This is a genomic window from Ignisphaera sp., from assembly GCA_038831005.1.
Taxonomy (GTDB): domain Archaea; phylum Thermoproteota; class Thermoprotei_A; order Sulfolobales; family Ignisphaeraceae; genus Ignisphaera.
Genome location: JAWBKZ010000001.1, coordinates 182954 through 206761 on the forward strand (window position 1 = coordinate 182954; position 23808 = coordinate 206761).

General features: G+C 36.2%; 22 protein-coding genes and 1 tRNA gene. 14 read left to right on the plus strand and 9 right to left on the minus strand.

Features of this window, described 5'->3' with window-relative positions; genetic code table 11:
• Nucleotides 1–133: 133 nt before the first annotated feature.
• The 5 genes from QXK50_00905 to QXK50_00925 are packed head-to-tail and all read right to left on the minus strand — an operon-like array spanning nucleotide 134 to nucleotide 3951.
• A complete protein-coding gene (locus tag QXK50_00905) occupies nucleotides 134–820 on the minus strand; it encodes a metallophosphoesterase family protein (GenBank protein ID MEM2007722.1) in 687 nt (228 codons plus the stop codon).
• Entirely contained in the window at nucleotides 817–1767 is a 951-nt protein-coding gene (locus QXK50_00910) for a hypothetical protein (protein ID MEM2007723.1), read from the minus strand. Before QXK50_00910 ends, QXK50_00905 begins: the two co-directional genes overlap by 4 nt.
• A 12-nt stretch (nucleotides 1768–1779) precedes the next feature.
• Nucleotides 1780–2181 carry a hotdog fold domain-containing protein gene (locus tag QXK50_00915; GenBank protein MEM2007724.1) on the minus strand — a complete coding sequence of 134 codons (402 nt, stop codon included), beginning with the start codon at nucleotides 2179–2181 and terminating at the stop codon, nucleotides 1780–1782.
• A 19-nt stretch (nucleotides 2182–2200) separates the two neighbouring features.
• Nucleotides 2201–2965 (minus strand): endonuclease NucS, encoded by a 765-nt coding sequence (locus QXK50_00920; GenBank protein MEM2007725.1) that lies wholly within the window; start codon nucleotides 2963–2965, stop codon nucleotides 2201–2203.
• Complete coding sequence (locus QXK50_00925; GenBank protein ID MEM2007726.1) at nucleotides 2962–3951, minus strand: hypothetical protein; 990 nt, start codon at nucleotides 3949–3951, stop codon at nucleotides 2962–2964. Before QXK50_00925 ends, QXK50_00920 begins: the two co-directional genes overlap by 4 nt.
• Nucleotides 3952–4044: 93 nt before the next feature.
• Here QXK50_00925 and twy1 point away from each other — a divergent pair, with 93 nt between their 5' ends.
• The 5 genes from twy1 to QXK50_00950 all read left to right on the plus strand — a co-directional run bounded on the left by twy1 (nucleotide 4045) and on the right by QXK50_00950 (nucleotide 9530).
• Entirely contained in the window at nucleotides 4045–5097 is a 1053-nt protein-coding gene (gene twy1 / locus QXK50_00930) for a 4-demethylwyosine synthase TYW1 (GenBank protein ID MEM2007727.1), read from the plus strand.
• 84 nt (nucleotides 5098–5181) lie between these two features.
• The gene (locus tag QXK50_00935; protein ID MEM2007728.1) at nucleotides 5182–6180 is read left to right on the plus strand and encodes a hypothetical protein; all 999 of its coding nucleotides are present in this window, start codon (nucleotides 5182–5184) and stop codon (nucleotides 6178–6180) included.
• A 90-nt stretch (nucleotides 6181–6270) separates the two neighbouring features.
• Nucleotides 6271–6600 (plus strand): 50S ribosomal protein P1, encoded by a 330-nt coding sequence (gene rpl12p / locus QXK50_00940; protein ID MEM2007729.1) that lies wholly within the window; start codon nucleotides 6271–6273, stop codon nucleotides 6598–6600.
• 73 nt (nucleotides 6601–6673) lie between these two features.
• The gene (gene alaS / locus QXK50_00945) at nucleotides 6674–9409 is read left to right on the plus strand and encodes an alanine--tRNA ligase (GenBank protein MEM2007730.1); all 2736 of its coding nucleotides are present in this window, start codon (nucleotides 6674–6676) and stop codon (nucleotides 9407–9409) included.
• A 43-nt stretch (nucleotides 9410–9452) separates the two neighbouring features.
• Nucleotides 9453–9530, plus strand: a tRNA-Arg gene (locus QXK50_00950).
• Nucleotides 9531–10084: 554 nt separating this feature from the next.
• On the opposite strand, the gene QXK50_00955 is transcribed toward QXK50_00950, so the two are convergent.
• The 4 genes from QXK50_00955 to nrdD all read right to left on the minus strand — a co-directional run bounded on the left by QXK50_00955 (nucleotide 10085) and on the right by nrdD (nucleotide 16423).
• The gene (locus QXK50_00955; protein MEM2007731.1) at nucleotides 10085–12226 is read right to left on the minus strand and encodes a beta-propeller domain-containing protein; all 2142 of its coding nucleotides are present in this window, start codon (nucleotides 12224–12226) and stop codon (nucleotides 10085–10087) included.
• Nucleotides 12227–13030: 804 nt separating this feature from the next.
• Nucleotides 13031–13729, minus strand: coding sequence for a ThuA domain-containing protein (locus QXK50_00960; GenBank protein ID MEM2007732.1), 699 nt, complete (start codon nucleotides 13727–13729; stop codon nucleotides 13031–13033).
• A 4-nt stretch (nucleotides 13730–13733) separates the two neighbouring features.
• Nucleotides 13734–14465 (minus strand): nucleotidyltransferase family protein, encoded by a 732-nt coding sequence (locus QXK50_00965; GenBank protein ID MEM2007733.1) that lies wholly within the window; start codon nucleotides 14463–14465, stop codon nucleotides 13734–13736.
• Nucleotides 14466–14548: 83 nt separating this feature from the next.
• Complete coding sequence (nrdD, locus tag QXK50_00970) at nucleotides 14549–16423, minus strand: anaerobic ribonucleoside-triphosphate reductase (protein MEM2007734.1); 1875 nt, start codon at nucleotides 16421–16423, stop codon at nucleotides 14549–14551.
• Between the two features lie 397 nt (nucleotides 16424–16820).
• On the opposite strand from nrdD, the gene QXK50_00975 reads away from it, so the two are divergent.
• From QXK50_00975 to QXK50_01015, 9 genes are read left to right on the plus strand one after another with little or no spacing between them, the layout of a single operon-like run.
• Nucleotides 16821–17093: a monovalent cation/H+ antiporter complex subunit F gene (locus QXK50_00975; protein MEM2007735.1), complete on the plus strand. Its 273-nt coding sequence runs from the start codon at nucleotides 16821–16823 to the stop codon at nucleotides 17091–17093.
• A 5-nt stretch (nucleotides 17094–17098) separates the two neighbouring features.
• Entirely contained in the window at nucleotides 17099–17470 is a 372-nt protein-coding gene (mnhG, locus tag QXK50_00980; GenBank protein MEM2007736.1) for a monovalent cation/H(+) antiporter subunit G, read from the plus strand.
• Nucleotides 17467–17715, plus strand: coding sequence for a DUF4040 domain-containing protein (locus tag QXK50_00985; protein ID MEM2007737.1), 249 nt, complete (start codon nucleotides 17467–17469; stop codon nucleotides 17713–17715). Before mnhG ends, QXK50_00985 begins: the two co-directional genes overlap by 4 nt.
• Nucleotides 17712–18536: an MnhB domain-containing protein gene (locus QXK50_00990; protein MEM2007738.1), complete on the plus strand. Its 825-nt coding sequence runs from the start codon at nucleotides 17712–17714 to the stop codon at nucleotides 18534–18536. The genes QXK50_00985 and QXK50_00990 overlap by 4 nt, the downstream gene beginning before the upstream one ends.
• A complete protein-coding gene (locus tag QXK50_00995) occupies nucleotides 18533–18955 on the plus strand; it encodes a cation:proton antiporter subunit C (GenBank protein ID MEM2007739.1) in 423 nt (140 codons plus the stop codon). Before QXK50_00990 ends, QXK50_00995 begins: the two co-directional genes overlap by 4 nt.
• Nucleotides 18936–19439: a Na+/H+ antiporter subunit E gene (locus QXK50_01000; protein MEM2007740.1), complete on the plus strand. Its 504-nt coding sequence runs from the start codon at nucleotides 18936–18938 to the stop codon at nucleotides 19437–19439. The genes QXK50_00995 and QXK50_01000 overlap by 20 nt, the downstream gene beginning before the upstream one ends.
• 6 nt (nucleotides 19440–19445) lie before the next feature.
• On the plus strand, nucleotides 19446–21008 hold the full coding sequence (locus QXK50_01005) for a proton-conducting transporter membrane subunit (protein ID MEM2007741.1): 1563 nt from the start codon (nucleotides 19446–19448) through the stop codon (nucleotides 21006–21008).
• A 57-nt stretch (nucleotides 21009–21065) separates the two neighbouring features.
• Nucleotides 21066–22541 carry a complex I subunit 5 family protein gene (locus QXK50_01010; protein ID MEM2007742.1) on the plus strand — a complete coding sequence of 492 codons (1476 nt, stop codon included), beginning with the start codon at nucleotides 21066–21068 and terminating at the stop codon, nucleotides 22539–22541.
• Nucleotides 22542–22546: 5 nt separating this feature from the next.
• Entirely contained in the window at nucleotides 22547–23452 is a 906-nt protein-coding gene (locus QXK50_01015; GenBank protein ID MEM2007743.1) for a hypothetical protein, read from the plus strand.
• Nucleotides 23453–23808: the final 356 nt, after the last annotated feature.

Below are 23808 nucleotides of genomic sequence, written 5' to 3' on the forward strand. Positions count from 1 at the left end.
CATTCTATACCTTATACCTATTGTTTTACTAAATATACTCTATTAATGCTGATCGCTCTTTGTATAGCCCTAATAATCTTGAATGATGTAGCTGAACATAGATTTTACACAATGTTTTTATTCTATTCTTAAGTTATTTAATTGATTTTGGATGCACTTTGATTCCTGAAGAATCTATATCCACAATTGTGTAGAAACCTTTCGATAGAGGTCCAGGGTTAATCACTATAGTCTCGTTAATTTTATCTACACATCTAGATTCATGTACATGTCCACAGAATATTGCTAGAGGTCTCACTATCTCTATAAATTTTCTAAGTGCTATTGATCCCACGTTTTCTCCCGTATATATACGATCACAGTTGGTTCCATATGGAGGGACATGGGTAACCAGAACAAGTTTTGATGGATTTCTCACATTCTTCAACGAATTGTATATATTCATGAGAATCTTCTCTATGTCCTCATCTTGTAGCTCGAACGGTGATCTAAAGGGTGTTTTGTTTGAGCCTCCTAAACCCATGAATATGTATTCTCTATACTCTATGAATTTCTTGTGCAGGTTCACAAATACGCTATCTACTATTTTATCGTAGTGATCAGCTATATCAATGTTTCCTGGTACAGCTATAAGCAGCTCAACTTTATACATCTTTGCTATATCTATAGCTCGCTTAATGAGATCTAGAGTCTTAAACGGTGCTTGATAGGGAGCTATATCTCCTGAAAACACCACTACCTCTATGCCTGGTTCTTTCTCAAAAACTGTTCTCAGTAGATCTACATAACTATGGATATCGCTTATAGCCAGGATCCTCACAAGCTATCACCTAAGGATCCTAAATCATTGTTACTGATTCTATATCTGGAGGAAAGCATATTTAAGCCATCAACAGGTTCTATATGGAAAAGTTCTCTCCTCTTAGCCTCAAGAAACACGGGCTCTATATTCATAAACTGTGCAGCGGTGGTAATCTGTTTACCTTTATTAATGGTTTCAGTTAATAGTTCATCTATCTTACTAGTGTAGTCGAGTTCCCGGCACATATGGTGATCGAGTATGATGATGTTTAACGTATCTAGATTTATAAGGTCTGTGAGAAATCTTATTGAGTTCCTAAAGCTGGAATCACTATATCTGTAGCCTAAGAGATACGTTGGAGGTCCATCAACTATAGCTATACCAGCCTTTCTGCAGAAGTCTATTAGAGATTTATGGTGATGCGTAGGTCCACCTTCTATATCTGATGTATAGAGAAGAACATTATCTCTGTCTTCTATACATACGCTAATGATGTAGCCAAGCGTATCCTCTTCGCCGTGGGGTAACGGATGTGAGAAATTTACACGTGTCTTATCTAGCTCTATAGATCTTCCATCGGCTATAGATATGGTTCTAGCTCTATCGGATACAATTCTAAGGAATATCGAGGCTCTAATCTTTTGTGAAACATTTATGCTGTTCACAGGATCTTTCACATAGATAACTTTACCTCTATAGATATCTGGATCCATGAATCGTCCAGGATCATGGTGATCATAGTGGTAATGTGTTACCACAACTATATCGCTATCCTTAACCAGATTCTCTATTTCGTCGAATTTCTCTAGAAGCTTTCTAGCTTCATAGATATGTGGTGGAAGTCCAAATCTTCTTGGTGCTAGAGCTGCTGAAGGATCTATGAATATGTTTGCTGAATAGGTCTGTATGAACGTAGCTTGAGATCTAACACCCATGCTTTCGAAAGCTATAAGCTCTATATCCATTGTATCAACCGGTTAATCGCCTTCCACAACAAACGTGGATAGCGCATACGCTACATCTGTTTCTCCACATCTTGTGTAAGAAGATATGTTGAGTATTCGTTCACCTCTACTTAATGTGCAACTTTCGATCTCTATATCATTTAATGTTTCGGGATGCTTTAAGAAATGTACATTATGGTTAACGACTAGAAGCGCCTTATTACTCTGAATAGATGTAGTTGCAAGAGCTTCGGCTACAGCTATAGTTAACATCGATATCAATCCTCCAGGTATTTCTCCATGAGATGTGAGTATATCCGGGTTAAGCTCTATCAATATCTTCAGACAATTTCTTTTAGCATTTCTTGAAGATTCACGTATAGCTATAGCGTTTCTTAAAACTAGTGGAATATTATCCAAGATTTCGGTAGACAAGATCCTGCACCTCTAAAATCTATGTCTTGTTTATATTAATGAACTTTTCTAGAGTCGGATTAGGTCTGCTCTTACCCACAAGTTCATGAAGAGCTATAAACCTAAAACCTTCTCTATTCATTAAAGCTAATGCTTCTTGAGTAATTTCGGGGGCAATCAATATTCCCTCAACTTTGTGGTTCTGGGATAGATAGTATTCCACGTATCTTTTGAGTTGAGCAACAGCTGGAACACCAGCCTTTTCGTTCTTAACCTCAACTACAATCATGGTGTTGTCTTTCTTAATCAGTATATCTATCTTACCGTAAGGTGTAGGTATATCTATACCAACTATAGAGACTTCTTCAGCTAGGGTCAAAACCTGTGGATTCGAAACAATCAATTTAATTAAATCTGATTCTCTTCCTACAATACTGAGTTTTGTTGTCGAGAGTTTGCATATCTTTATGAAGTCTATCTCGATGAACTCTATGAAGACTTCTTCATAAGGTTTATCTCTAGTAGATCTAAGCCTAAGTTTATCTCCTACGCACTCAAAGTATGATGAAGATTTCGGTGGTTGCCAATTGAGTGGATCTACACGTGTTGATTCGTGAACTAATAGAGATCCATCTGGCTTAGCTATAATCATACGGTTAGCGGGATATGCATATGAAGATGCTCTACCTATGTACTCTATACTTGTTTGACCAACTATAACTATAACCCACTCCTTTTTATACATGTTAAGGATCTTAGCTATGATTGTGCAACTAGATTGGTCGATATCGCTGCATATCTTCATGGCTGAACACATAGATGTTTTCTCAAACCTTCTTCAACAATCTTCTGGAGGTCATCAACTGTACAAGTCTTCCTTATGGTGAGAGATGCAGCTTCTTTATGTCCACCAAAAACACCTTTAGATCCGCTATCTATATGGCTTACTAGCTTACCACATGTATCTAGAGCTCTCTTCTCTGTGGACCTAATGGTTATAACAAACTTATCTTCTTCTTCCCTAATGAGTATTACAGATCTCTTAGCTTTCTTCATGTACTCTGATGAAGCTATACCAAAGAGACCAGCAAAAATTAGTGATTCTGGAAAAGTGAATGTAGCTATATCCCATCCACATAGACTCTTAGCCTTAATCTGTATCTTCTTTATTAGGAGACTTAAGAGCCACTTAGCCTTCCAGTAAACTTCATCGAATTGCTGTATCTTCCAGAATTCTTCACCCTTCACTATACTGTCTATTGAGTTATAGATGATGTTGTTATTTGTAGGTTCAACAGCTAAAACAAGTTTAACCTTATCAGCTATACTCCTAACATATTCATCTTCTGTGGATCCACCTTCACAAACATTAGCAACGGTAACGAGCATCTGTTCATAGTTGTTCAAATTTCTTAGAACGGATTGGGCAAGTACTTGAGGTGTTGACTGAAGTGTTGACCAGTATATCTTGGTATTACCTATAGTCTTCAGCTCATCTAACGCTTTTTCAGATGATTGGTGGTGATCTATAACTATAATCGATATTCTTCTCTTAACAGCTTCCAGCAATAGTGATAGGTCATCGATATTCAATGCTAGATCAACTAGAACTATGATATCTATATCTTGCTGTGAGAGAATCTTCTTTAGATCTAGTGCTAGTCGCCATGGATGAGAGTGTCTCAGTATTACCTGTCCTGGATATAGATCCCTCAAGAATCTTCTAATGTACAGTCCAGCGGAAATAACGCCATCGCAATCTCCGTGGAAGAGAATAACACATTTTTTCATACTTCAGCACTCTCCTACACAACATTTATTATAGCTCTAAAATTTATGTTATTTGTAGAATTCGCAAAGTGAGAGGTAAAGGTCTGCATATTTATGACCTACAACGCTGTAGCTGTTCATCAGAGAGATGATCAGGTTTTAAATATTCTGCATAAACAGAAGTACCATATTGTGGGAAGTCATAGTGCTGTAAAGAAGTGTTACTGGATCCATAAGACGCTTACCGAAAAAATGTTCTGTTATAAGGCTAAATTCTATGGTATAGAATCCCATAGATGTATACAGTTTTCTCCAGCTGTATTGTGGTGTTGGAATTACTGTCTACATTGCTGGAGATATAGACCTGGTTCAGATCATGGATTCAGAACAATAGAGGCTGTTGATGATCCTAGATTCATAGCAGAAATGGTCGTGAAAGAACATAAGAGAACTGTGAGCGGCTATAAGAAGTATCCTAACGTGGATAGGAAGATGTACGAAGAGTCTCTGAATCCGAAGCATGTAGCTATAAGCTTAACTGGTGAAGCAACGCTTTACCCAAGGCTTGGCGAGCTTATAGAGGAATTCCATAGAATGAATCTAACAACATTTCTAGTCACAAGAGGGATAAGGCCAGAGATACTTGCCAACTTGGGTACAGAACCTACACAACTCTACGTATCTCTAGAGGCATTTGATGAAGATAATTATAGATACTTCAATAACCCTGTCTATCCAAATCTATGGAAGAGAACCCTAGAGACTTTAGAGGTTTTACCGAGCTTCTCATCTCCAACAGTTGTTAGGTTGACATTGATTAGAAGTTTCAATATGAATCTTAGAGCAGTTAGTGAGTGGGTGAAGTTGCTGAAGATAGCTGAACCAACCTTTATAGAGATTAAAGCGTATATGCATATAGGGACATCAATATTGAGGTTGAGTAGAGATGATATGCCTAGCCATAAAGAGGTTAGAGAGATAGCTATAGAGATAGCTAATAGATTAGGGTACAATATTGTTTCTGAAAGTGTTCCCAGTAGAGTGGTTCTTCTCTCAAGACTCGATAAACCTGTTATAAGATACGGTAATCCTCCTGTAAGCTGGTATGATAAAGATCTACTGGATGAGTATTCAGGTGAATATGGGGTTTTAGACGACTTTATTTAACGATACAGCTATATATTGTGAAGCTGTATAGCTGTGATAGTACCTTAAAAGAATAATCTATAGAGATTTGCTGGGGCTGAAGTCATGGATGTATCTATAGGTAGGAGAGGCGCTATATTGTTTCCACATAGTGTTTGTGTTGATGGTCATGAGGATGGCTGCTTATTTCGATTTATAACACATATACATGCTGATCATATTGTGGATCTCGATAAAAGCGCTATATACTGTAAACACGTTATTGCTACACCAATAACCCTCGATATACTGAAGGTCATGGGTTACACTATTCCTACGAACAAGGCTATAGCATTAAACTATGGACAGAGCATGAACATAGATCAGAATGGTTGGCTCAAGTTATCGGTAGCTAAAGCAGATCACATACCTGGATCAGCTCAAGTAGTTCTAGACACTAAAGATGTTTGCATTGGTTATACAGGTGACTTTAGAGCACCAGGTATAAGAACAGAGATACTTAAGGATCTCGATACACTTGTTGTTGATGCTACTTATGGAGATCCATCATATGTTAGAGAAAACGAGGACGCCATTATGAATGAGTTCGTTAAGCTACTAAAAAAGCTTTTGACAGAAGGTCCTGTAGCTATATATGCCTATCATGGTAAGATAAATGATGTTATGCTGAAGCTTCGTCAATGGGGCATAGACGCTCCATACATTCTGTCATCTAGTCAGTGGAACATATACTGTGTACTCAATAGGCATGGTTATGGAACATCAGATGTTTTTCATCAAGGATCGAGAGAAGCTGAAGAAATTATAAGGAGTGGATGGTATATAGAGTTTGCTTTAACATCTAGATACAGTTTCCTTAGGAGGAGAAAAGGTATCTCACATGTGCTTGTAACAGGCAGGTACGGTAAAACTGTTGTCAGATTGGGTGGATCATGGGTAGTGGGTTTAAGTGGTCATGCTGATTTTAATGAGCTTGTGTACTATGTTGATGAAGCTAGACCCAGACTCCTTATTGTTGATGGGTATAGGAGCCAGTATGCTCATATATTTAGTTCTTATGTTAAAAGCTCTTTAGGTATAGAGGCTGTAGTTAAACCTTTTTAGATGGAAACACTTAATAACCCTTGCAAATGGATAGAGTTATCTAGATTTATAAGAGGGCAAGCCGTAGATCTACCTCAAGGTGTAAAACGTATGGAGTATGTATATGCAACACTATTATTACATTCCGCTAGAAAAGAGATTTCAGAAGATAGTCTAAGAAGAGTACTTGAAGCAGCAGGTATAGCTGTAGATGATATAAGGTTGAAATCTTTTGTTGCAGCTGTGAAGGAGATAAACATAGATGATGTGCTGAAAACATCTTTGGCTATGCCTGTGACGCCAGTAGCAACAACATCTGCTACTACTGCTCCAGTAGCTCAAGCTGCACAACCTTCTGCTGAAAAGAAGGAAGAAGAGGAAAAGAAGGAGGCTGTATCAGAAGAACAGCTAGCTGAAGGATTGGCAGCGCTTTTCGGTTAAGTATATAGAGTCGAAATCCGGATTAGTATAAAGTGGTTTTTATTAATTGCTATAGCTCTGTAAAGGTATAATGATGAGTATAGCTGATACATCAGTTTTTAGAGTAAGGCTCTTCAGTAGTAGAGGACATCTTAGACAGGAGTGCAATTACTGTAAATCTTATTTCTGGAGTACTATGGTAAGAGATGACTGTGGAGATTTTCCTTGTACAGACTATACATTCCTAAATATCTCAAGCAAGAAGAGGTCGAGCTATAAAGAGGTTAGGAACTTATTCCTAGAGTTCTTCAAAAAACGTGGTCATGAGGTTATTGAGCCTAAACCTGTTGTAGCTAGATGGAGAGAGGATCTATATCTAACTATAGCAAGCATAGTTGTGTTTCAGCCGCATGTAACATCAGGTCTTGTACCTCCACCAGCCAATCCATTAGTTATTGCACAACCCTGTATAAGGTTAGAGGATATAGATTCTATAGGTCATACCTTTGGTAGACATCTAACGAATTTCATAATGGGCGGTCATCATGCATTCAATTATAAGGATAAGTTTGTTTATTGGACAGATGAAACGGTTGAGTATGCTTATGAATTCTTTGTTGAAGAACTCGGTATACCAGAAGATGAGGTAACGTTTAAGGAATCGTGGTGGGAAGGAGGAGGTAATGCAGGACCATGTTTCGAGGTATCAGTAGGAGGTCTAGAGCTTGCTACACTAGTCTTTATGATGTATAAAGCAACTGGTAATGATTATGAAGAGCTCCCTCTAAAGATTGTTGATACTGGATACGGTATAGAGAGGATAGCTTGGTTTCTACAGAAAACACCAACAGCTTTTCATGCAGTCTATGGAGAACTTCTATCAGAGTTCCATAAGGTTCTGTCTCTACCTGAACCAAAGAGAGATATACTCATGGCGACTCTTCTGAATCTCTCGAAAGCAAAGAGTGTATCTAGAGATACTCTATATACAATTGTTGCCCAAAGACTTGGAATATCTGCAAAAGATGTTGAGGAACAGTTAGTAAAAGTATTTGATCTCTATGCTATTCTTGATCATACCAAAACTATAGCCCTTATGCTGTCAGATGGTATTGTTCCTTCAAATAGTGGTGAGGGTTATCTAGCGAGATTAGTGATTAGAAAAACTCTGAGGAAATTGAATAAATTGAATAAAGAGATTAAACTAGCTGAACTTATAGCTAGACAGCTAAGCTATTGGAGCGATATGTATCCAAATATGGCTAGAGCGAGAGACAGAGTTTTAGAGATGGTTGAACTAGAAGAAGAAAGATATAGAGGAGTACTATCTAGAGTATCAGCAATAGTATCAAAATTTTCATCAAGACCTCCAGGTATTGATGAATTGGTTGAGATATATGATTCGCATGGAATACCTCCAGAGATCCTTGTCGAAGAAATTGAGAAAAGATATGGAAAAGAGGTTGAGGTTCCAGAAAACTTCTATTCGATAGTTGCATCTAGACATAGTAGACCAAAGATCTTGAAGGAAGTTGAAGAAGTTAGACTCCCAAAGGATGTTGTTGAATGGGCTTCAAGATATTCTTCAACAGAACATCTATTCCATATTGATCAGTATGTCAGAAGATTTAAGGCTAGAGTTCTAGGTGTTTATGAAAAATATGTTGTTTTAGATAGATCTGCTTTCTATCCTGAGGGAGGAGGACAGCTTGGTGATAGAGGTTATCTCTATATAGATGGAAAGGCGCTTAAGGTTCTAGATACTAAGAAGGTAAATGATGTTGTTGTTCACGTTGTTGATTCAACTGAGGGTTTGAGTGATGGTGTAGAAGTTGAAGGAGAGATAGATTGGGTTGCGAGATACAGGAGAATGAGGCACCATACAGCTACCCATATACTGTTAGGAGCCATAAGGAGGGTCTTAGGAGATCATGTATGGCAAGCAGGTGCTGAAAAAACAGAACTAAAGGCTAGATTAGATGTAACTCACTACAAAATGCTTACAGATGAAGAAATAACTAAGATCGAGGAGCTGGCTAACAATATTGTTGATAATGCTATAGATGTAAGGATACAGTTCTTACCCAGAAATGATGCCGAAAAACTCTACGGTTTTACTCTATACCAGGGAGGAGTACCTATGACACCAACAATAAGAGTTGTAGAGATACCTGGATGGGATGCTCAGGCATGCTTTGGTACACATGTCAAGAATACGAGTGAGGTAGGAGCAATAAAGATTGTAAATGTTGAAAAGATAGCCGACGGTATTGTAAGATTTGAGTATACTGTAGCAACAGCTGTACCTCTCTATGCTCATGATCTTGAGAACAAGCTTCAGAATATAGCTAAAGCTTTAAATGTATCGTCAGCAGAAGTAGATAAAAGGATTCCAAGTTTTGTGAAAGAGTTAAATGATATAAAGAGTATGCTCAAAACATATAGATCTCTATACATAAATGAAACACTTAACGCAATAAAGAACAGACTAGAGTCTCTCGATAAAGTAAAGCTCTACATACATCGGGTAGATGTAGAGGATAAAGAGCTACTAAAAGAGATAGCATTAAAAGCAATAGAACAGGAACCAGAGCTCCTCTTTATAGGACTTATACCTCAGAACAACAAAACATACATAGAGATATCTCTAGGAAAAGAAGCGGTACAAAAAGTAGATGCAAAACAACTAATAGAACAAATATCAAAAGAAATACCAATAAAAGCAGGAGGAAAAAGAGACCACATAACAGGCATAATAGATCTAGAAACAAATAGAGCAGAAGAAATGCTGAGAAACAGAATAAAACAATATCTAGAGAAACAAAGCTAAAAAACCCCAACCACACAAATAAAACACACAGCCGCCACACAATGGGCCCGTAGCTCAGCCAGGATAGAGCGCCGGCCTTCTAAGCCGGTGGTCAGGGGTTCAAATCCCCTCGGGCCCGCCACACAGTATAATGCCTTTAACTTCTCTCACAATCGTATCCTGAAAACATATTGAATGTGGTTGATATCGGCTACACAAAAATGTATGTATATTATTTTCTTTAGATATGGAGCTTAACGTGAATTTTGTGTACAATTTATGTGATCTATATAAAAATCTTAAAATTGAGGTTCTCGAAGATGTGGTAGTAGGTGGGTGTGAAAACTGCTACGTGGCTCGGGATTTCAATATCTATCTTAATTAACGACCTCACGAAAACATTTACATTGATGTAAGAAGTTTCGATACATATGGTCCAGATGCTCTTGCATATATAGCTAACATTTATATAGTTAGAGATTGTGTTAAAGGGATCTACATACTTTCACCACTCTACCGTGAAATACGTAAACCCCTTCACATAGTTATCCATCCTGGAGTTGATGATACCACCATTAAAAGCTTAAGAATAGAATTTGAGCCACCTATCAATAGAGTTCTAGATTTGCTAAGAGAACATGTTTGTAGAAAAATAGTATTGTGTTATTAGTAGGTTTGTGGTTGAGATCTATATCGTTATCTAGTTAGTGGTATTTTATATAGTTCTTCTAATGTTTGGTAGTCGTATATCTTTATGCTATTTAGTGATACTGTGTAGAGCTCGTTGCCTATGTATATAGCTCTTCTAGAGCCTTGATGCATTAGTATTGTTGTTAGATATATTGAGTTGTTTTTAATCTGTATTACGGCTATGCCTTCTTGTTGCCAGAATATCATTACCGGCATGTATACTCTACCAAACTCTATATCTAGTGTAACAGCTCTGTGATTGTGCAAGACTTCGCTATAACTATCTCTGATGTAGATCTTGGATACCTCCTTCATATTCGTAGAGTTACTGACATCGAATAGAGATATCTTAAGGCTGGAACCTTCTATGCCTATTCCTAGCAACGTATTGTTTGGTAATGGATGTAGGTATTCACTGAATCCAGGTATCTTTAGGAAGCCTAGCACCTTTGGGTTAGTTGGGTCACTGATATCTATAGCGAAGAGGGGGTCTATGTTTCTAAATGTTACAAGGAATAGTATGTTTTTAACAACTCTAGCTGAATATATTCTTTCACTTTTTGCGAGTCCTTCAAGTTTTCCTAAAAGTTTGTATGTATTTGCATCATATATATAGACATTGTTTTCTGATTCTGAGCTAGACTCGTACGTTAAACCTATGTAGTATGAGGGTTCTCTCTGTTTTTCTTCAACTCTAGGTCTCGTAATCGTTATCGTTTTCTGTGTACATATTGAGTTGCTACACTCATCTACCTGTATTTTAACTTCTGTTGTATTATCTGTGTATTGGTAATATATCTTATCGACATATAGTTTAGGCTTTAAATTAGAGACTGTAGTTGCTAGAATCGTTATGTTGTTTACCTCCTCTATAGCGAATTGATCCAGCAATCTCCCAGGAACCTTGAAGTAGTTCGCTAACCTAATAGAGAATTCCTGCACATTGAATACATATACTCTAGTTAATTCGACATCTATGGTTGATAACTCCTTATTTATCTCATCTACGAGCTTTCTAATCTCTTGTTCATCAAGAGCACTAATGCTTTCGATAAGTGTTTGGTATGCTCTATCTATTTCCTTAGAGACCATGTATTCGGATATCTTTTTCGTTATTTCTTCGGGAAGCAAGATCAAGGCTTTCTCCAACACTTTTTCAATTACTAAGCGGTGCGGGATTTCGTCTGATACTATGTATAGTTTTCCAGGGATCATGTATATCCTACTTCCTCTACTCACTAAGAAGGATTCAACATTATATGTTGAGTTCACTAGATCTACTACAGCTATGTTTACGTAGCTTGTTGGTGCTTGATCTATTATGTGGATATTCTCTGGGTTCAAGGGTTCACTATTTACGAAAGGCAGAATTAGTGTGGATTTACTGATGAAATTAGGGTCTAGAGCTTGAGTTAGCACTAGGTATACGTAGTTATCTATTCTCCGTGCATCTAAGAAGTCTCCCGTAATCTCTAAGCTTAGTTTTATCCTTGGGTTTACAGCATCAGTAAGATCTATAACGAATACACTTGTGTTTACTGTTCCTGGAGATACTAAAGCTCTGAGATTGCTTCCTACACCTACTTCTAATGGTATAAATGGCATAATCGTGTAGTGCTGTACTACAGTAGCTAGGGTATCACCATAAAGGAATAGTCCTGCTACTTCTCCTGTGAAGTTAAGTATACTTAGAACTTTCCTACCTATGGCATCAACTACATAGATACTAGAACCACTTGCAACAGCTATGAGCTTACCATTCGTTTTAACAATATCAGGTTCATCAACACCAACAACCTGTACATTTGTTTCAGATACCCTTGTTTCAGATACCTCTGACTTTGGTATCATAAGTTTTGCTAATGCTGTATCACGTCTTCTGAATAGCATTTGATATAGCGATTGATCAATATTGTATAAGCTTTTTGCTTGAAGTAGATGCTCTAAGATATCCTTGAATCTGTTATCTATGTGTTCATGTTTTTCTGTAATTACTGGCGTTTTTGTTAGAGTTACAATAGTAGCGGTATGTGTTTGTGTATATGTTTTTTCTCTATATATATACAGTAGATATGGTGTTAGAGCTAGCGATATACCTAATATTAAGGCTATTGTTGCTAATACTGTAGATCTATTTTCTACACTCAAAATTCACACCCGATCTTTATCTTACTCTTGTAGTGGTTTTCAATTTAGACCTTGAACTATGTTTGTTCAGATACTTGTACATGTTGTTCAGTAGATGGATATACCTATGTAGCTCTAGATAATGTGTCCTTAGTGTTCGAGTATTTGATCAAAGAAGTTAAGCTTATGCTAAGATTATATATCTACATCTTTGATGAGGTATGAGCTATAACGTTAGAGAGATAGCCCAAACTGAGGCTTCCGCTAAAAACAATTTACTATTAACTCAAAGGAATTAGAAGAACCTAGCTCTCTATATAGTATAGGGTTTTTGGAAGATTGTAGAAAAGAGTTGTTTATATTCATTCACTTTGAACATCATGTTGATCTGTTTCCTATTATCTATATCAATAATCTCTATCCATAGTCTGAGGATTGCTTTTCTTTTACATAGTTCTCCCCATAAACAGTTTCTAGATATTAGTAGGCATATCACGTATCTAGCTTTATCTAGAATCATCTGTTGTTAGTCTAGCTATCTTAATCTCTCCGCAATTAACCAAACTCTTCTTCATAAATATAAGAATCATGAACACCATTATCATGGCTTCTACATAAAGATGTCATTTTAATAATCAAAACAATAGGTCTAGAATTTTGAGGAAAGTGTTGAGAAAGACTCGATACCCAGATTTTCGGAAGGTAAGACAAAGCATCTTTAAGAATAGATATGGTATGGTTCTCTATATAGTGAAGAGCTGTCACCTCCATTATTTAAATAAAACAGGCTTTGAAGAACATACCTATATCTATCGCTATAAATATCTAGCCTCTATACGTCTGGCGATCTAAAAGCTCTTTATCTAAGACCCACACTATACCTCCTAAGATATGATTTTGAAACCACTCTTCTCTCCATCTCTTAACTTGATGACCAAAAGCTGTGTAGAATACTCTACCATCTCCATAGCTATGGCACCAAGACATGGGGTAGTCTCTAACATCTTTTGATGAAATAGACAAGTCTACGGAAGATGTATCCAGGCTTATCAAGACTCTTGCTCTATTTCTACCTATCCAGTTTCTAAAGACATATATCTCTTCGTATGCTTTAAATCTCTTGGGTAAGTGTTTCGTTGCAGGATGATTAGTGTCTTCCACGATGAATACAGCTTCTTGTTTCCATGGATGTGAATGAAAGTATCCTCCAATCATTTCACCATATCGAGGATAACTGTATAGAGTATCTGCTGCGTTATGTATACCAATAAATCCTCCACCACTTTCAACAAATTCTATCAATAGATTCTTCTGTTCTTCAGAAAAAGGTATATCGCCTGAGGTTAGGAAAAGAACTGCTTTTGAACTATTTAATGTAGTATTTGTGAATTCTTCTAAATCTTCTGTAGCATAAACCTCAAAAAGATTTGTTTTCTCTCCCAATCTGGTTAAAACTTCTATAGCAGTAGTTATATAGCTATGTCTATAGCCAGCTGTATATGTAAAAACAAGTATCTTATCCAAGACTCTACTCCTGAACAAAGATCTTTACATCATCGAGACACAACTTCTTATACTGTTCTACACCACCTATGTCGTACCACGAACCATGGTACTCGTATGCAATAACATTGAACCCTCTACTCACCATCCACGGTATGAGGTCCCCCATAATATCGAATGATGTTCCTAAATGGTCTTCAGCATATGTCAACAATTGTGGCGTAATGGTTAGTATAGCTAGAGATACATACAGGTTTATCCAAGGTTTTTCCTCAAACCCTATAACCTTATCTTTATCAACTTTAGCAACACCTACGGGAACTTTGTATCTATTAGCTAAAACAATAACGATATCAGCTTTTCTTTCAATATGTTTAGCAATTAGGCTAGATACATCTATGGGAGCAATTATATCTCCATACCATACCAAAACTATATCGCTATCGAAAAACCCATTCTTAAAGGCGTTCAGTAGCGCTCCACCTGTACCTCTATAATTATCGTTATCTATACTGTACCTAATGTTTACACCAAATCTAGATCCATCACCAAAATAGTTTCTTATTTGTTTCCATCTATATCCAACAAGAAGAACTATATCATCTATACCGAACTTCTTCAACCATTTAATAACATATTCAAGGACAGGTTTTTCCTCAATTCCTATAGGTATCATAGGCTTAGGGATAACCTCTGTATAAGGTCTAAGCCTAGTTCCTTCTCCACCAGCAGGGATAGCTGCAACAACCTTAGTCATTTAGGTACCCGTGTAGTATATCCAGAGAACAAATATATATGGTTTGTAGATCAGGTAGGAGAAGAGCTACAGTTTCACGTAATCTATATAGCGAGTTCCTCTACTTCTCTTGATAGATCTCTTCTTAAATTAAATTCTGCAGCTCTTCCGCTGTTCCATGCTTTAACTGGTCTATAATACCCCACTATCCTGCTCCACAAATCCATAGGTGCTCCACAATTTGAGCATCTGGTTACTCTACCTATCGATCTATGTCCGCATGAAGGACATACAGCTACCGTAGGTGTTATAGACATATAGACTATGTCTGTTTCTCTAAGAGTTCTTGTAACAAATCTAGCTACAGTCTCTAGTGAAAGTTCTTTATCCACGAACACGTGTTTAATTACGCCACCTGTAAAGAGTTTCTGGCATTGTGATTCTATCTCTAGCTGATGCCTGAGGTGTAGAGTTGTGTAGGGTGGTGTAAGCTGATTTGTATAGAAGGGGTTCTTTCTTCCATCAACTTCACCAACAGGTATATAGATAGAGAGATCTTCAGATCTGGTGAGCTCTTTAGCAAAAGATACATCTTTCCAAGCAAGTTTGACTCCTAGTGTTTCTCCCGGTACTTCTTCAACATTATATAGCACTTCATCTTCTTCTTCAAACTCTTGAAGCCTCTTGCTTATGTATCTAAGTATATCGCTATATAGCTTAACAACCTTGGGTATATCAGAAGGCTGCATCTTTAGCCAGAGAAATGGGTTCCCCATCATTACAGATGCATATTCGGCCATACCTATAACACCGATTGTGTTGTAGTAGAATTTGAATGGATCTGTAGGATCTATGTATTCTTTAGTCATTGGATACATGCCTTCCGCAAATAGTTTTTGGTATCTAGCTCTAAACCACATAAGTGTTTCTCTGCCAATCTCTAGCAGTTCATCAAGTTTATCGAACATTCTTCTCTCATCTGATATTCTAGCGATCATAGCTAGTCTCGGTAAATTAATTACAACAACATTTATGGATCCAACTGACGGAGGCATATCCCACATACCTTTAGCTTGATGTAGAATCTCTCTAACTCTACCCATATCGCTCAACAATCTACAGCAGAAACTGAATAAGTCTTCAGCTTTGTGGCGATAGCCGTTTAGGAAATACATCTGCCCGACTTTGGCAACCATACCCCAGAAGCTTTTCCCTAGATCCTCATTGCTATTAAGTATCTTCTCCATATCGTTATTCATTATCGCTGTAGGTATAGGGAATGTGAATGGCTGATGTAGGGCATCTCCTTCAACAAACACTTCTGTAAATGCCTTCAAGACTATTTCAGCTTCATCGATATAGTTCTCATAAGTATCTAGAACGAACCTAAACTTTTGTTCCGGTAAAGGTACTGGCTGGCTTCTATAGAACTTGTTGCTTATAGCGAAAACAACATTTGAGAAAGGACTTTGTCCAGCTTTTAATGGGTAGTTCATGTTGAAGATAAAGCGCTGAATGTTTTGTTTAACAGCTCTATAGTCGAGTTTGTCTCTTCTTATGAATGGAGCTAGAGTTACATCAATTCCATAAAGACCTATAGCACCTGTTCTCTCCTGGCTAAAGATGTAGGCAGCATTCATAACTTGATCTACAGCAGAATCTAGGTGCCTTGGTGGTCTAGAAGCAACCGTAGGGGTTTTGAGACCTCTTTCCACAATAGGTTTAGAGTCTATTCCACCACAATAAGGCTTAACTATAGATCCATCTCTAATCTTATATATATAGATCCATCCATCTTCATGAAGCCTAAGCGAATCCATTGGCAGAAGCCTTAGTGTCTCCTCATAGAGAGCTGAACCTAGGACATGGCTCAGCAAACCGGTTACAGCTTTAGGTACATTAGCATTATCTTTTACAGCCCATTCATAACTACTCAAATACTCTTCAATAGCGGAACTTTCAAGTTTTTGTAATACCATGATAATCATCCTGTGGTAAATATATCTAGTGCGAAACCTAGTTATACATCCTTACGCTGAATTATATCCAGAGAGAGTTAGCTGAAAATAATATTACACAGAAAATACTTTTGTAATACCTATGCTATTTAATTGGCTTTATCCATAAACAAAGCTTTTGTAGTGTATGTACTTAAGGTCTCGAGACTTATTCTAATTCTCCAGTAGCCTCACTACCTTAGTTAATCTCGCTAAGAGTTTATTCAATAATTTCAATGTTTTCATCAATGTATTTACAACTTTACTACTGCTTTAACTCTAGAGCATCTGTACTGTGGAATGGTATAGACATTAGTCTATAAAGATTTTCATATATTTTTAAAAGTTGATTATATGTAGGAAGTCTCTGGTATAGGTTATGAGCTTTACAGAATATGTAGTCGAGTTCATATTGATAGTCTATCTTTTTTCTGCTATAATGTTTTTAATTAGAATTGTTAGAGGACCAACTATATTTGATAGAATTGTTGCTGTAGATGCTTTAAGTTATGATCTTACTGTATTTATGGCGTTGATAGCTTTCTATGTAAATAGACCTTTAGTAGCTACACCTATGATGCTCATAGCTCTTTGGGCTTACGCTCTAGATGTATGTATATCTAGAGCTTTGAGACATAGAGATATGGGTTGATATAGATGCTACAGCTATTTGTAGAAGCAGTTGAGCTTGTAGGTATTGTTCTTTTACTTATCGGAGGATTCTTTGAGCTTACTGGAGCTATAGGTGTACTCAGATTACCTAACTTTTTTTCAAGAATTCATGCAGCTACAGCTTCAGCTATAGGTGGAACTGTAGTTCCTTTGATTGGTTTAGCTCTAGTTGCTCTAGCTCAGATCGAAATGGGTTGGGAGAGAGTGTATCTAGCATCACTATGTATTGTTTCAGCCATACTGATACTACTGGTAGCACCAGCAGGTAGTCAAGCTCTTATGAGGGCAGCATATATGTCTAGATACAGAGAGATAGAAGATGATGAGGCTGAAGCTACAGAGAGGGAGTATAGATGATACTGCCTCTCTTAGTTGTATTAATAGCTTCGTTTTTCTCGGTAGTCGCAGCATATCTAACTGTTGTCGAAAAAGATCTTTTGACGGCTGTAGTTTACTTATCTCTTCTAGGTGTATGCTATACAATCATATACTATGTACTTATGGCTCCTGATATAGCTCTAGTCTACATCCCTATATCTACAGTCATTTTACCGGTTGTATTGATAATTGTGTTGAGAAAGACCAAGAGGTATGAAGAATGACTAAGGTTAGTAGAAGGATGAGAAATCTGGTTGTAGCGATATCGCTAGGGATTTTCGCGATATCTCTTGGAGTAGCTCTTAGTGTAGGACATTTAGGTATTCTACCAGCTAGAGAGTTGAGGAAGCTTGCTCAAAACATTTTAATCAATACCTATAATCCATGGAATCAAACACTAACTTCATATTCATTAAATGCTGTTTCAGCTATTATATGGGATTACAGAGGTATAGATACAGTATTTGAAACAATGGTGCTTTTTGCTGCTGTTGTAGGTGTTTCACTTCTGTTTCGTGATGTTCATAAAGAAAAGGTGAAGAATCGTGTAATGCCGTTTACCATCAAAATCTCTACACAATTGATAGTACTAGTTACTATAGTAATTGCTTTATCGCTAGCTGTTCACGGTCATTTAACACCTGGAGGAGGGTTTCAAGCGGGAGCTGTTATAGCTACAGCTATAGCTTTAAGCATAATCGTTTTCTCTCTAGATGTTCTACATAGAATAGGTTTATCAACTAAATTTCTTCTAGGAATACGGTTAGTATCTTTATTGCTCATACTATTCACAGCTTTGCTACCTCTATTCACATTGTTAATAACTAATACTTGGGCATATATCATGCAGAATCAAGTAAAAACTGACTCACAATTCTCTATGCCAAATATGTTTCTAAATACTCCTTTAGCGGGATCGATATTTCTCTTCAATTTATTTGAATTTGCAGCAGTAGCTACAGCATTCTCATATGTATTGATACTCTTTGTTATGTATAGAGAAAAAAGACATGCCATAGACAAGTTGAAGGAGGATATCAATTGACGCAAGAACTTCTATCCATGATTTTCACAATCGCCGTAGTAGCATTTGTGGTCAATATAGTTGTGGCGTCTTATGGTATATTTGCTAGACATTCTGTATTGAAGAAAATTATGTCGCTCGTTATATTCTCTGATTCTATAAATATTCTTGCTATATCGCTTGGTTATAGAGTTGTCGAAAGAGGCTATCCTTCACCTCCAATAATTAGTATAAAGCCTCAGAATCCAGAGGATCTAGGTGTTGTAGTATCTTCTGCTGTAGATCCACTTCCTCAAGCATTTGTCTTAACAGCTATAGTTATAGGTCTCTCTATCACGATATTTCTCCTTGGATTATCCGTGCTATACTATAGTTATTTTGGAACAGACGATATAAGGGTTTCTCTTAAGGAGAAAGAAGATGAAGAGGATATGGAATAAGATTGTTATCTCTATCTTTGTGTTCATTCTATACATAGTATTTACAGGATTTGCTACAGAATTGACTATCATTTCAGGACTAGTACTTTCAATTACTGTAGCTATAGCTACTGAAGCAAAGCTTATCGAAAGAGAGCTGAATATTAATGATATAGCTAGGCTACTCTATCTCTTCAAATACTTGCTAAGATTCATCGTCATAGAGCTTAAAGAACATATAGAGATAGCTAAAATAGTATTTAGCAGAAAGGTAAAACTCGAACCTAAGGTAGTAAAGATACCTATTGATCTTAGATCTAGCTATGGTATAGCTTTCTTGGCATCAACAATCACAAATACTCCAGGAACAATAGTAATACATATTGATAGTAATAGAGGGAATCTATATATACATTGGCTTACTCCAAAATCTGAAGATCTTAGTGAAGTGAAGAAAATTATTGTTGGAGATCTTGAGAACATTATAAAGAAAATATTTGAGTGAAGAGCTATGGCTATGGCTATTGAGGTAGGGGTTATATCGCTCCTATACCTGATTTCATCAGTAATTATTGCTCTTCTGCACACGATTTCAGTTAGAGAAAGATTAATTGATTTAATAGCAGCTACTTTAGCATTAATTGGTTTGCTACTCAATATAAAGATCTTCATGTACGTAAATTCCATAGGTTTACTAGTTTATAGATTTGGTGGATTTCCACCACCGTTGGGCGTAATCTATGTAGTAGATGGTATTAGCTGTATATTAGCTCTGCTAGCCTCTTTTGCATTACTTCTATCGCTCTTGTTTTCAATTCAATTCATAGAACCAAATGTAAAGGCTCTATACTATGTTCTAGCATTTCTACTTACTTCAGGTGTGGTTGGATCTCTCTTTACAGGAGACATATTTAATCTCTATGTATCTATAGAGCTTGTAGCTATATCGTCCTACGCTATAACTAGTATCCATAAAGATAATCCAAAAGCTATTAGAGTAGCAATAATCTATGGTATTAGTGGAACTATTGTTACATCATTTCTACTTCTAGTTACATTTATGGTTTATGGTTCTTATGGAACACTAAATATGGCTGATATAGCTCTAAAAGCTTCTAATATAGAAGCAGAGGTTGTTTTCTCTGGTAATGTTTATGGAGATATAGTTTTCATCTCCAAGATTGTATTAGCATTAGCTACATGGGTTTTTCTTTTTAAATCTGGTATAATGCCTAACCATTTCTGGCTTCCAGAAGTATATAAAGTTGCACCTCTACCAGCTATAGCCATCTTCACGGCATCAGCTGATATAATCGGTATCTATGGTTTAATTAGATTCTATTACACGATATTCGGTATAGATACTCTTGTTAAAGATTTTAGAAATACTCTCCTAATTTTGCTCATGATTATCGGCGGAATGTCTACAATAGTTTCAGCAGCTTTTGTATCTAGACAGAATAGTATACGTAAATTAGTGGCATATAGCTCTATATCTCAATTCAGTTTATCTTTACTTGGTGTAACGATAGGTATTGGTGAAGCAATTGGTGGAGTCATTCTACATTTGATTTCAAATGGGTTAGGAGATATGTCTATAATATTTAGTGCTGCAACTATAAAACGTGTAGCCAGAGGTAAGTGTAGTAATAGATCAATGATAATTATTCCATACGTAGCTCTAGTTATAGGTTTATTGAATCTCTTTGGAATAATACCTCTTCTACCAGGTTTTTGGAGCAAAACATATCTAGCTATGGGGTTCGTTAAAGCAGGGTTTCCTCAGGGAGCTGCTATAGTTCTTATATCAACAGGTCTTTGTGCACTAGGATATATGAGGATGATTATCAGATACTTACCTAGAGCTTCAGATTCGTCTGTATGTATCAATAATAATGGTGTTTCTAGAGAACTTGTGCTACCTTTGACTATATTGATTATCTTAGTAATAGTAACTATTGTTTTAGGTATTTTTCTCACGGCACATAATTATGTGAGAGATATTTTCGTATCATATGGATATATGGTTATGGATAGCAAAAGATACATAGATATAGTGTTTTCAGATAGCTAGACTATAGAGTTAAAAGTTATACATTAAGAGAATTGATGTAGCTAAGAGGTGCAATAAATGATTGACTCAATAGTAATGAGGTTCGTAGTGCCTATGACGCTGATGCTCATAGGTAATCTATTTATGGCGAGAAGAATTATATATGGATCTATTCTCAGAATATTGAGCTTCCTATCTCTTTCAATAAATCTATGGGGAGAAGATCTATTCAATAGCATGCTTGTAGCTACATCCATAGTTATAGGTGTTGTTCTTGCTCTCTATACAACTAGTTATTCGAGATCAAAATATGGAACACTAACACTTGTACCTATTATCGATCTACTTCTTCTATCAATATTGTTTACCTTCATATCGAGAAATTTAATAGAACTTGTCACATTTTGGTTATTAGGTGAATTGCTGGGGTTCTTGTTGATAGCTTATGACTATATCTATAAAGGTGATACAATCTCTATGGCAGCCGCAATAAAGTATCTATTGTTCTCTATGGTTCCAACCGATATATCTCTCTTCATACTTCTAGCTATTACAGGTTTAACAGAAGCATTTACAACACCTTTGAAAAGTCTATCACTATTTATTACAGATCCTATCGTGCTTATACTAATTCTTTTTGGTTTTTTTGCAAAAGCAGCTATATTTCCTTTACATTTCTGGCTACCAGATGCTCATTCAGTAGCTCCATCACCAGCTTCAGCAATTCTATCAGGACTCATGGTTAAGATGGGGATATACGCTCTATATATGCTGAGTTTCTACTCCATAGATAGAGCATTATTTAGTTCTATAGTCTTGTTCTCTGGACTTTTGACAACTCTTTATGGAGCTATGCAAGCATCTTTACAACGCGATATCAAAAGACTTTTAGCCTATAGCACTACATCTGAAACATCTATAATAGCTGTTCTAATAGCTCTATATGTGATGTCTGGTGACATATTGTTTATAGAAGCATCAACTCTGTATACTGTTGCTCACGCAATATACAAGGTATCGATGTTTATGGATTCTGGATTCATAGAACTTGTAGCTCATGAGAGAGATATTAGAAGGCTTGGATATATATACAGGATTAGCCCTACAGAATCTCTTGCTACATTACTATCGATTATGGCTGTTCTAGGGATGCCACCTTCTATAGGATTCTTAGCTAAAGTGTTTATGTTTTCTGCGATTTCGCATAACATTACGTATTCATGGATATATGTAGTTGTTTTAGTTATAGCAGCAGTTAAGGTCTCACTATCCATCGTGTATAACATAATCTATTTCAAGGCCCACATGGATCGCAGAGAACCAATGATGACACGTTTGGGGTTAGGTGATGCTCTTCAGCTACAGAAATACACATTAATGATCTCGATATCCTCTTTCATATTCACCTTCACTATATATATATTGAACTGTATGAGATATACTGAGCTTATGTTGCTTAGAAAACTTTCCTATCTACTGATAATATCTATGACTATGTTTGTAGCACTAATCTATATGCTATATAATCTCATTAGACATAATATAAGAAGCTGATATCCATGTCGATAAACGAACATGATAAAGTTATGTACTCGATCATAAACTACATGAAGATGTATCTAGTTGCTGTAGCGTTATTTGCAACAACAATGGGTCTCTTAGTCAGAAGCTATGTAGCTATAGAAGCAGGGTTTAAGATATCTATTGTTGTATTGTTTACAATAGCTGTAGAACGCATGATATATACACATAGGGTTGAGATAGTTTCTACAGTATCCATAGTCTCGATAGCGATAACAGCATTTTACTTCATTCAACACGCTAAAGATTTCATAGGCTTGGTTGCTTATGTAATGTTATCTATAGTGTTCTTAATCATGAATGAGAAAAACGGGAGAAAGATCAACACATTGTTGGATATAGTATCACTAAACATTATGTTATACTATATCGCTACATCATTATTTTTAGTAACTAGAGACTCGTTAACAGTTTTAGAAACACTAACAATCATTGTCATAACTACGCTATTTGTGGTTAAAACATATTGTATAAAATCTAAAGCTTTCTACAAAGTACATGAATTAAGTAGATATCTAATACGTACCCTTGGTACGAATATCGACAAAATCTTCAATACACTCTCTGAGAAACTTCTTAAGAATAAGCAGAAAACAGAAGCAATCTCAAGAAGATTATCGAATAGTGTTACAAAAGTTCTACAGAATCTAGCTCATATAGACATACCTTTTATCATTATTGAATTAAAAACTATAGAATATATGATGACAATATCTAAAAAGTTTCTTGAATTCGAGAAATATATAGAAAATCTATTGATAAAAATATTTTCAGCTTTAGAAAGAATTCAGCATTCTATGGAGCACTCATTTCTATTCTTTGTATTCTTGATGAGCATATTAATACTCATATCAATGATATTCTATATATTGTTGCACATCTAACCATCTGAATCACAAACATTATCTATTACAAAACACTTTTTATAGAATCAAGACATACATAGATACAATGCTTACAGACATATATACAGTAGTGATGTGCTTCATCACATTTAGATATATGTAAGCATCTTCAGAAGAGTGCTAGGTTTACATCAATTTCTTTTAGATCGATAACTTGTGTCAGAAATACGTCACATATGTTTTTACTGAACATAATAGTATGTTTATAGGGTGTAGTAAGGTTTGTGGTATCTATCTGATTTGAGTATCTTTTTAGTCTATTCTGAAGTATCGATAGAAGTATCTTTAATGAATTTAAAATACTTTAAAAGATAAATTGCTTCAAGCTTTACTTG

Bases quoted from the DNA above. Each gene is read 5' to 3' on its own strand.
- QXK50_00985 (MEM2007737.1), top strand. From the start codon at position 17,467: ATGATACTGCCTCTCTTAGTTGTATTAATAGCTTCGTTTTTCTCGGTA.
- QXK50_00975 (MEM2007735.1), top strand. From the start codon at position 16,821: ATGAGCTTTACAGAATATGTAGTCGAGTTCATATTGATAGTCTATCTT.
- QXK50_01015 (MEM2007743.1), top strand. From the start codon at position 22,547: ATGTCGATAAACGAACATGATAAAGTTATGTACTCGATCATAAACTAC.
- twy1 (MEM2007727.1), top strand. From the start codon at position 4,045: ATGACCTACAACGCTGTAGCTGTTCATCAGAGAGATGATCAGGTTTTA.
- QXK50_00990 (MEM2007738.1), top strand. From the start codon at position 17,712: ATGACTAAGGTTAGTAGAAGGATGAGAAATCTGGTTGTAGCGATATCG.
- QXK50_00925 (MEM2007726.1), bottom strand. From the start codon at position 3,951: ATGAAAAAATGTGTTATTCTCTTCCACGGAGATTGCGATGGCGTTATT.
- rpl12p (MEM2007729.1), top strand. From the start codon at position 6,271: ATGGAGTATGTATATGCAACACTATTATTACATTCCGCTAGAAAAGAG.
- mnhG (MEM2007736.1), top strand. From the start codon at position 17,099: ATGCTACAGCTATTTGTAGAAGCAGTTGAGCTTGTAGGTATTGTTCTT.
- nrdD (MEM2007734.1), bottom strand. From the start codon at position 16,423: ATGGTATTACAAAAACTTGAAAGTTCCGCTATTGAAGAGTATTTGAGT.
- QXK50_00910 (MEM2007723.1), bottom strand. From the start codon at position 1,767: ATGGATATAGAGCTTATAGCTTTCGAAAGCATGGGTGTTAGATCTCAA.
- QXK50_01010 (MEM2007742.1), top strand. From the start codon at position 21,066: ATGATTGACTCAATAGTAATGAGGTTCGTAGTGCCTATGACGCTGATG.
- QXK50_00920 (MEM2007725.1), bottom strand. From the start codon at position 2,965: ATGAAGATATGCAGCGATATCGACCAATCTAGTTGCACAATCATAGCT.
- QXK50_01005 (MEM2007741.1), top strand. From the start codon at position 19,446: ATGGCTATGGCTATTGAGGTAGGGGTTATATCGCTCCTATACCTGATT.
- QXK50_00935 (MEM2007728.1), top strand. From the start codon at position 5,182: ATGGATGTATCTATAGGTAGGAGAGGCGCTATATTGTTTCCACATAGT.
- alaS (MEM2007730.1), top strand. From the start codon at position 6,674: ATGAGTATAGCTGATACATCAGTTTTTAGAGTAAGGCTCTTCAGTAGT.
- QXK50_00965 (MEM2007733.1), bottom strand. From the start codon at position 14,465: ATGACTAAGGTTGTTGCAGCTATCCCTGCTGGTGGAGAAGGAACTAGG.
- QXK50_01000 (MEM2007740.1), top strand. From the start codon at position 18,936: ATGAAGAGGATATGGAATAAGATTGTTATCTCTATCTTTGTGTTCATT.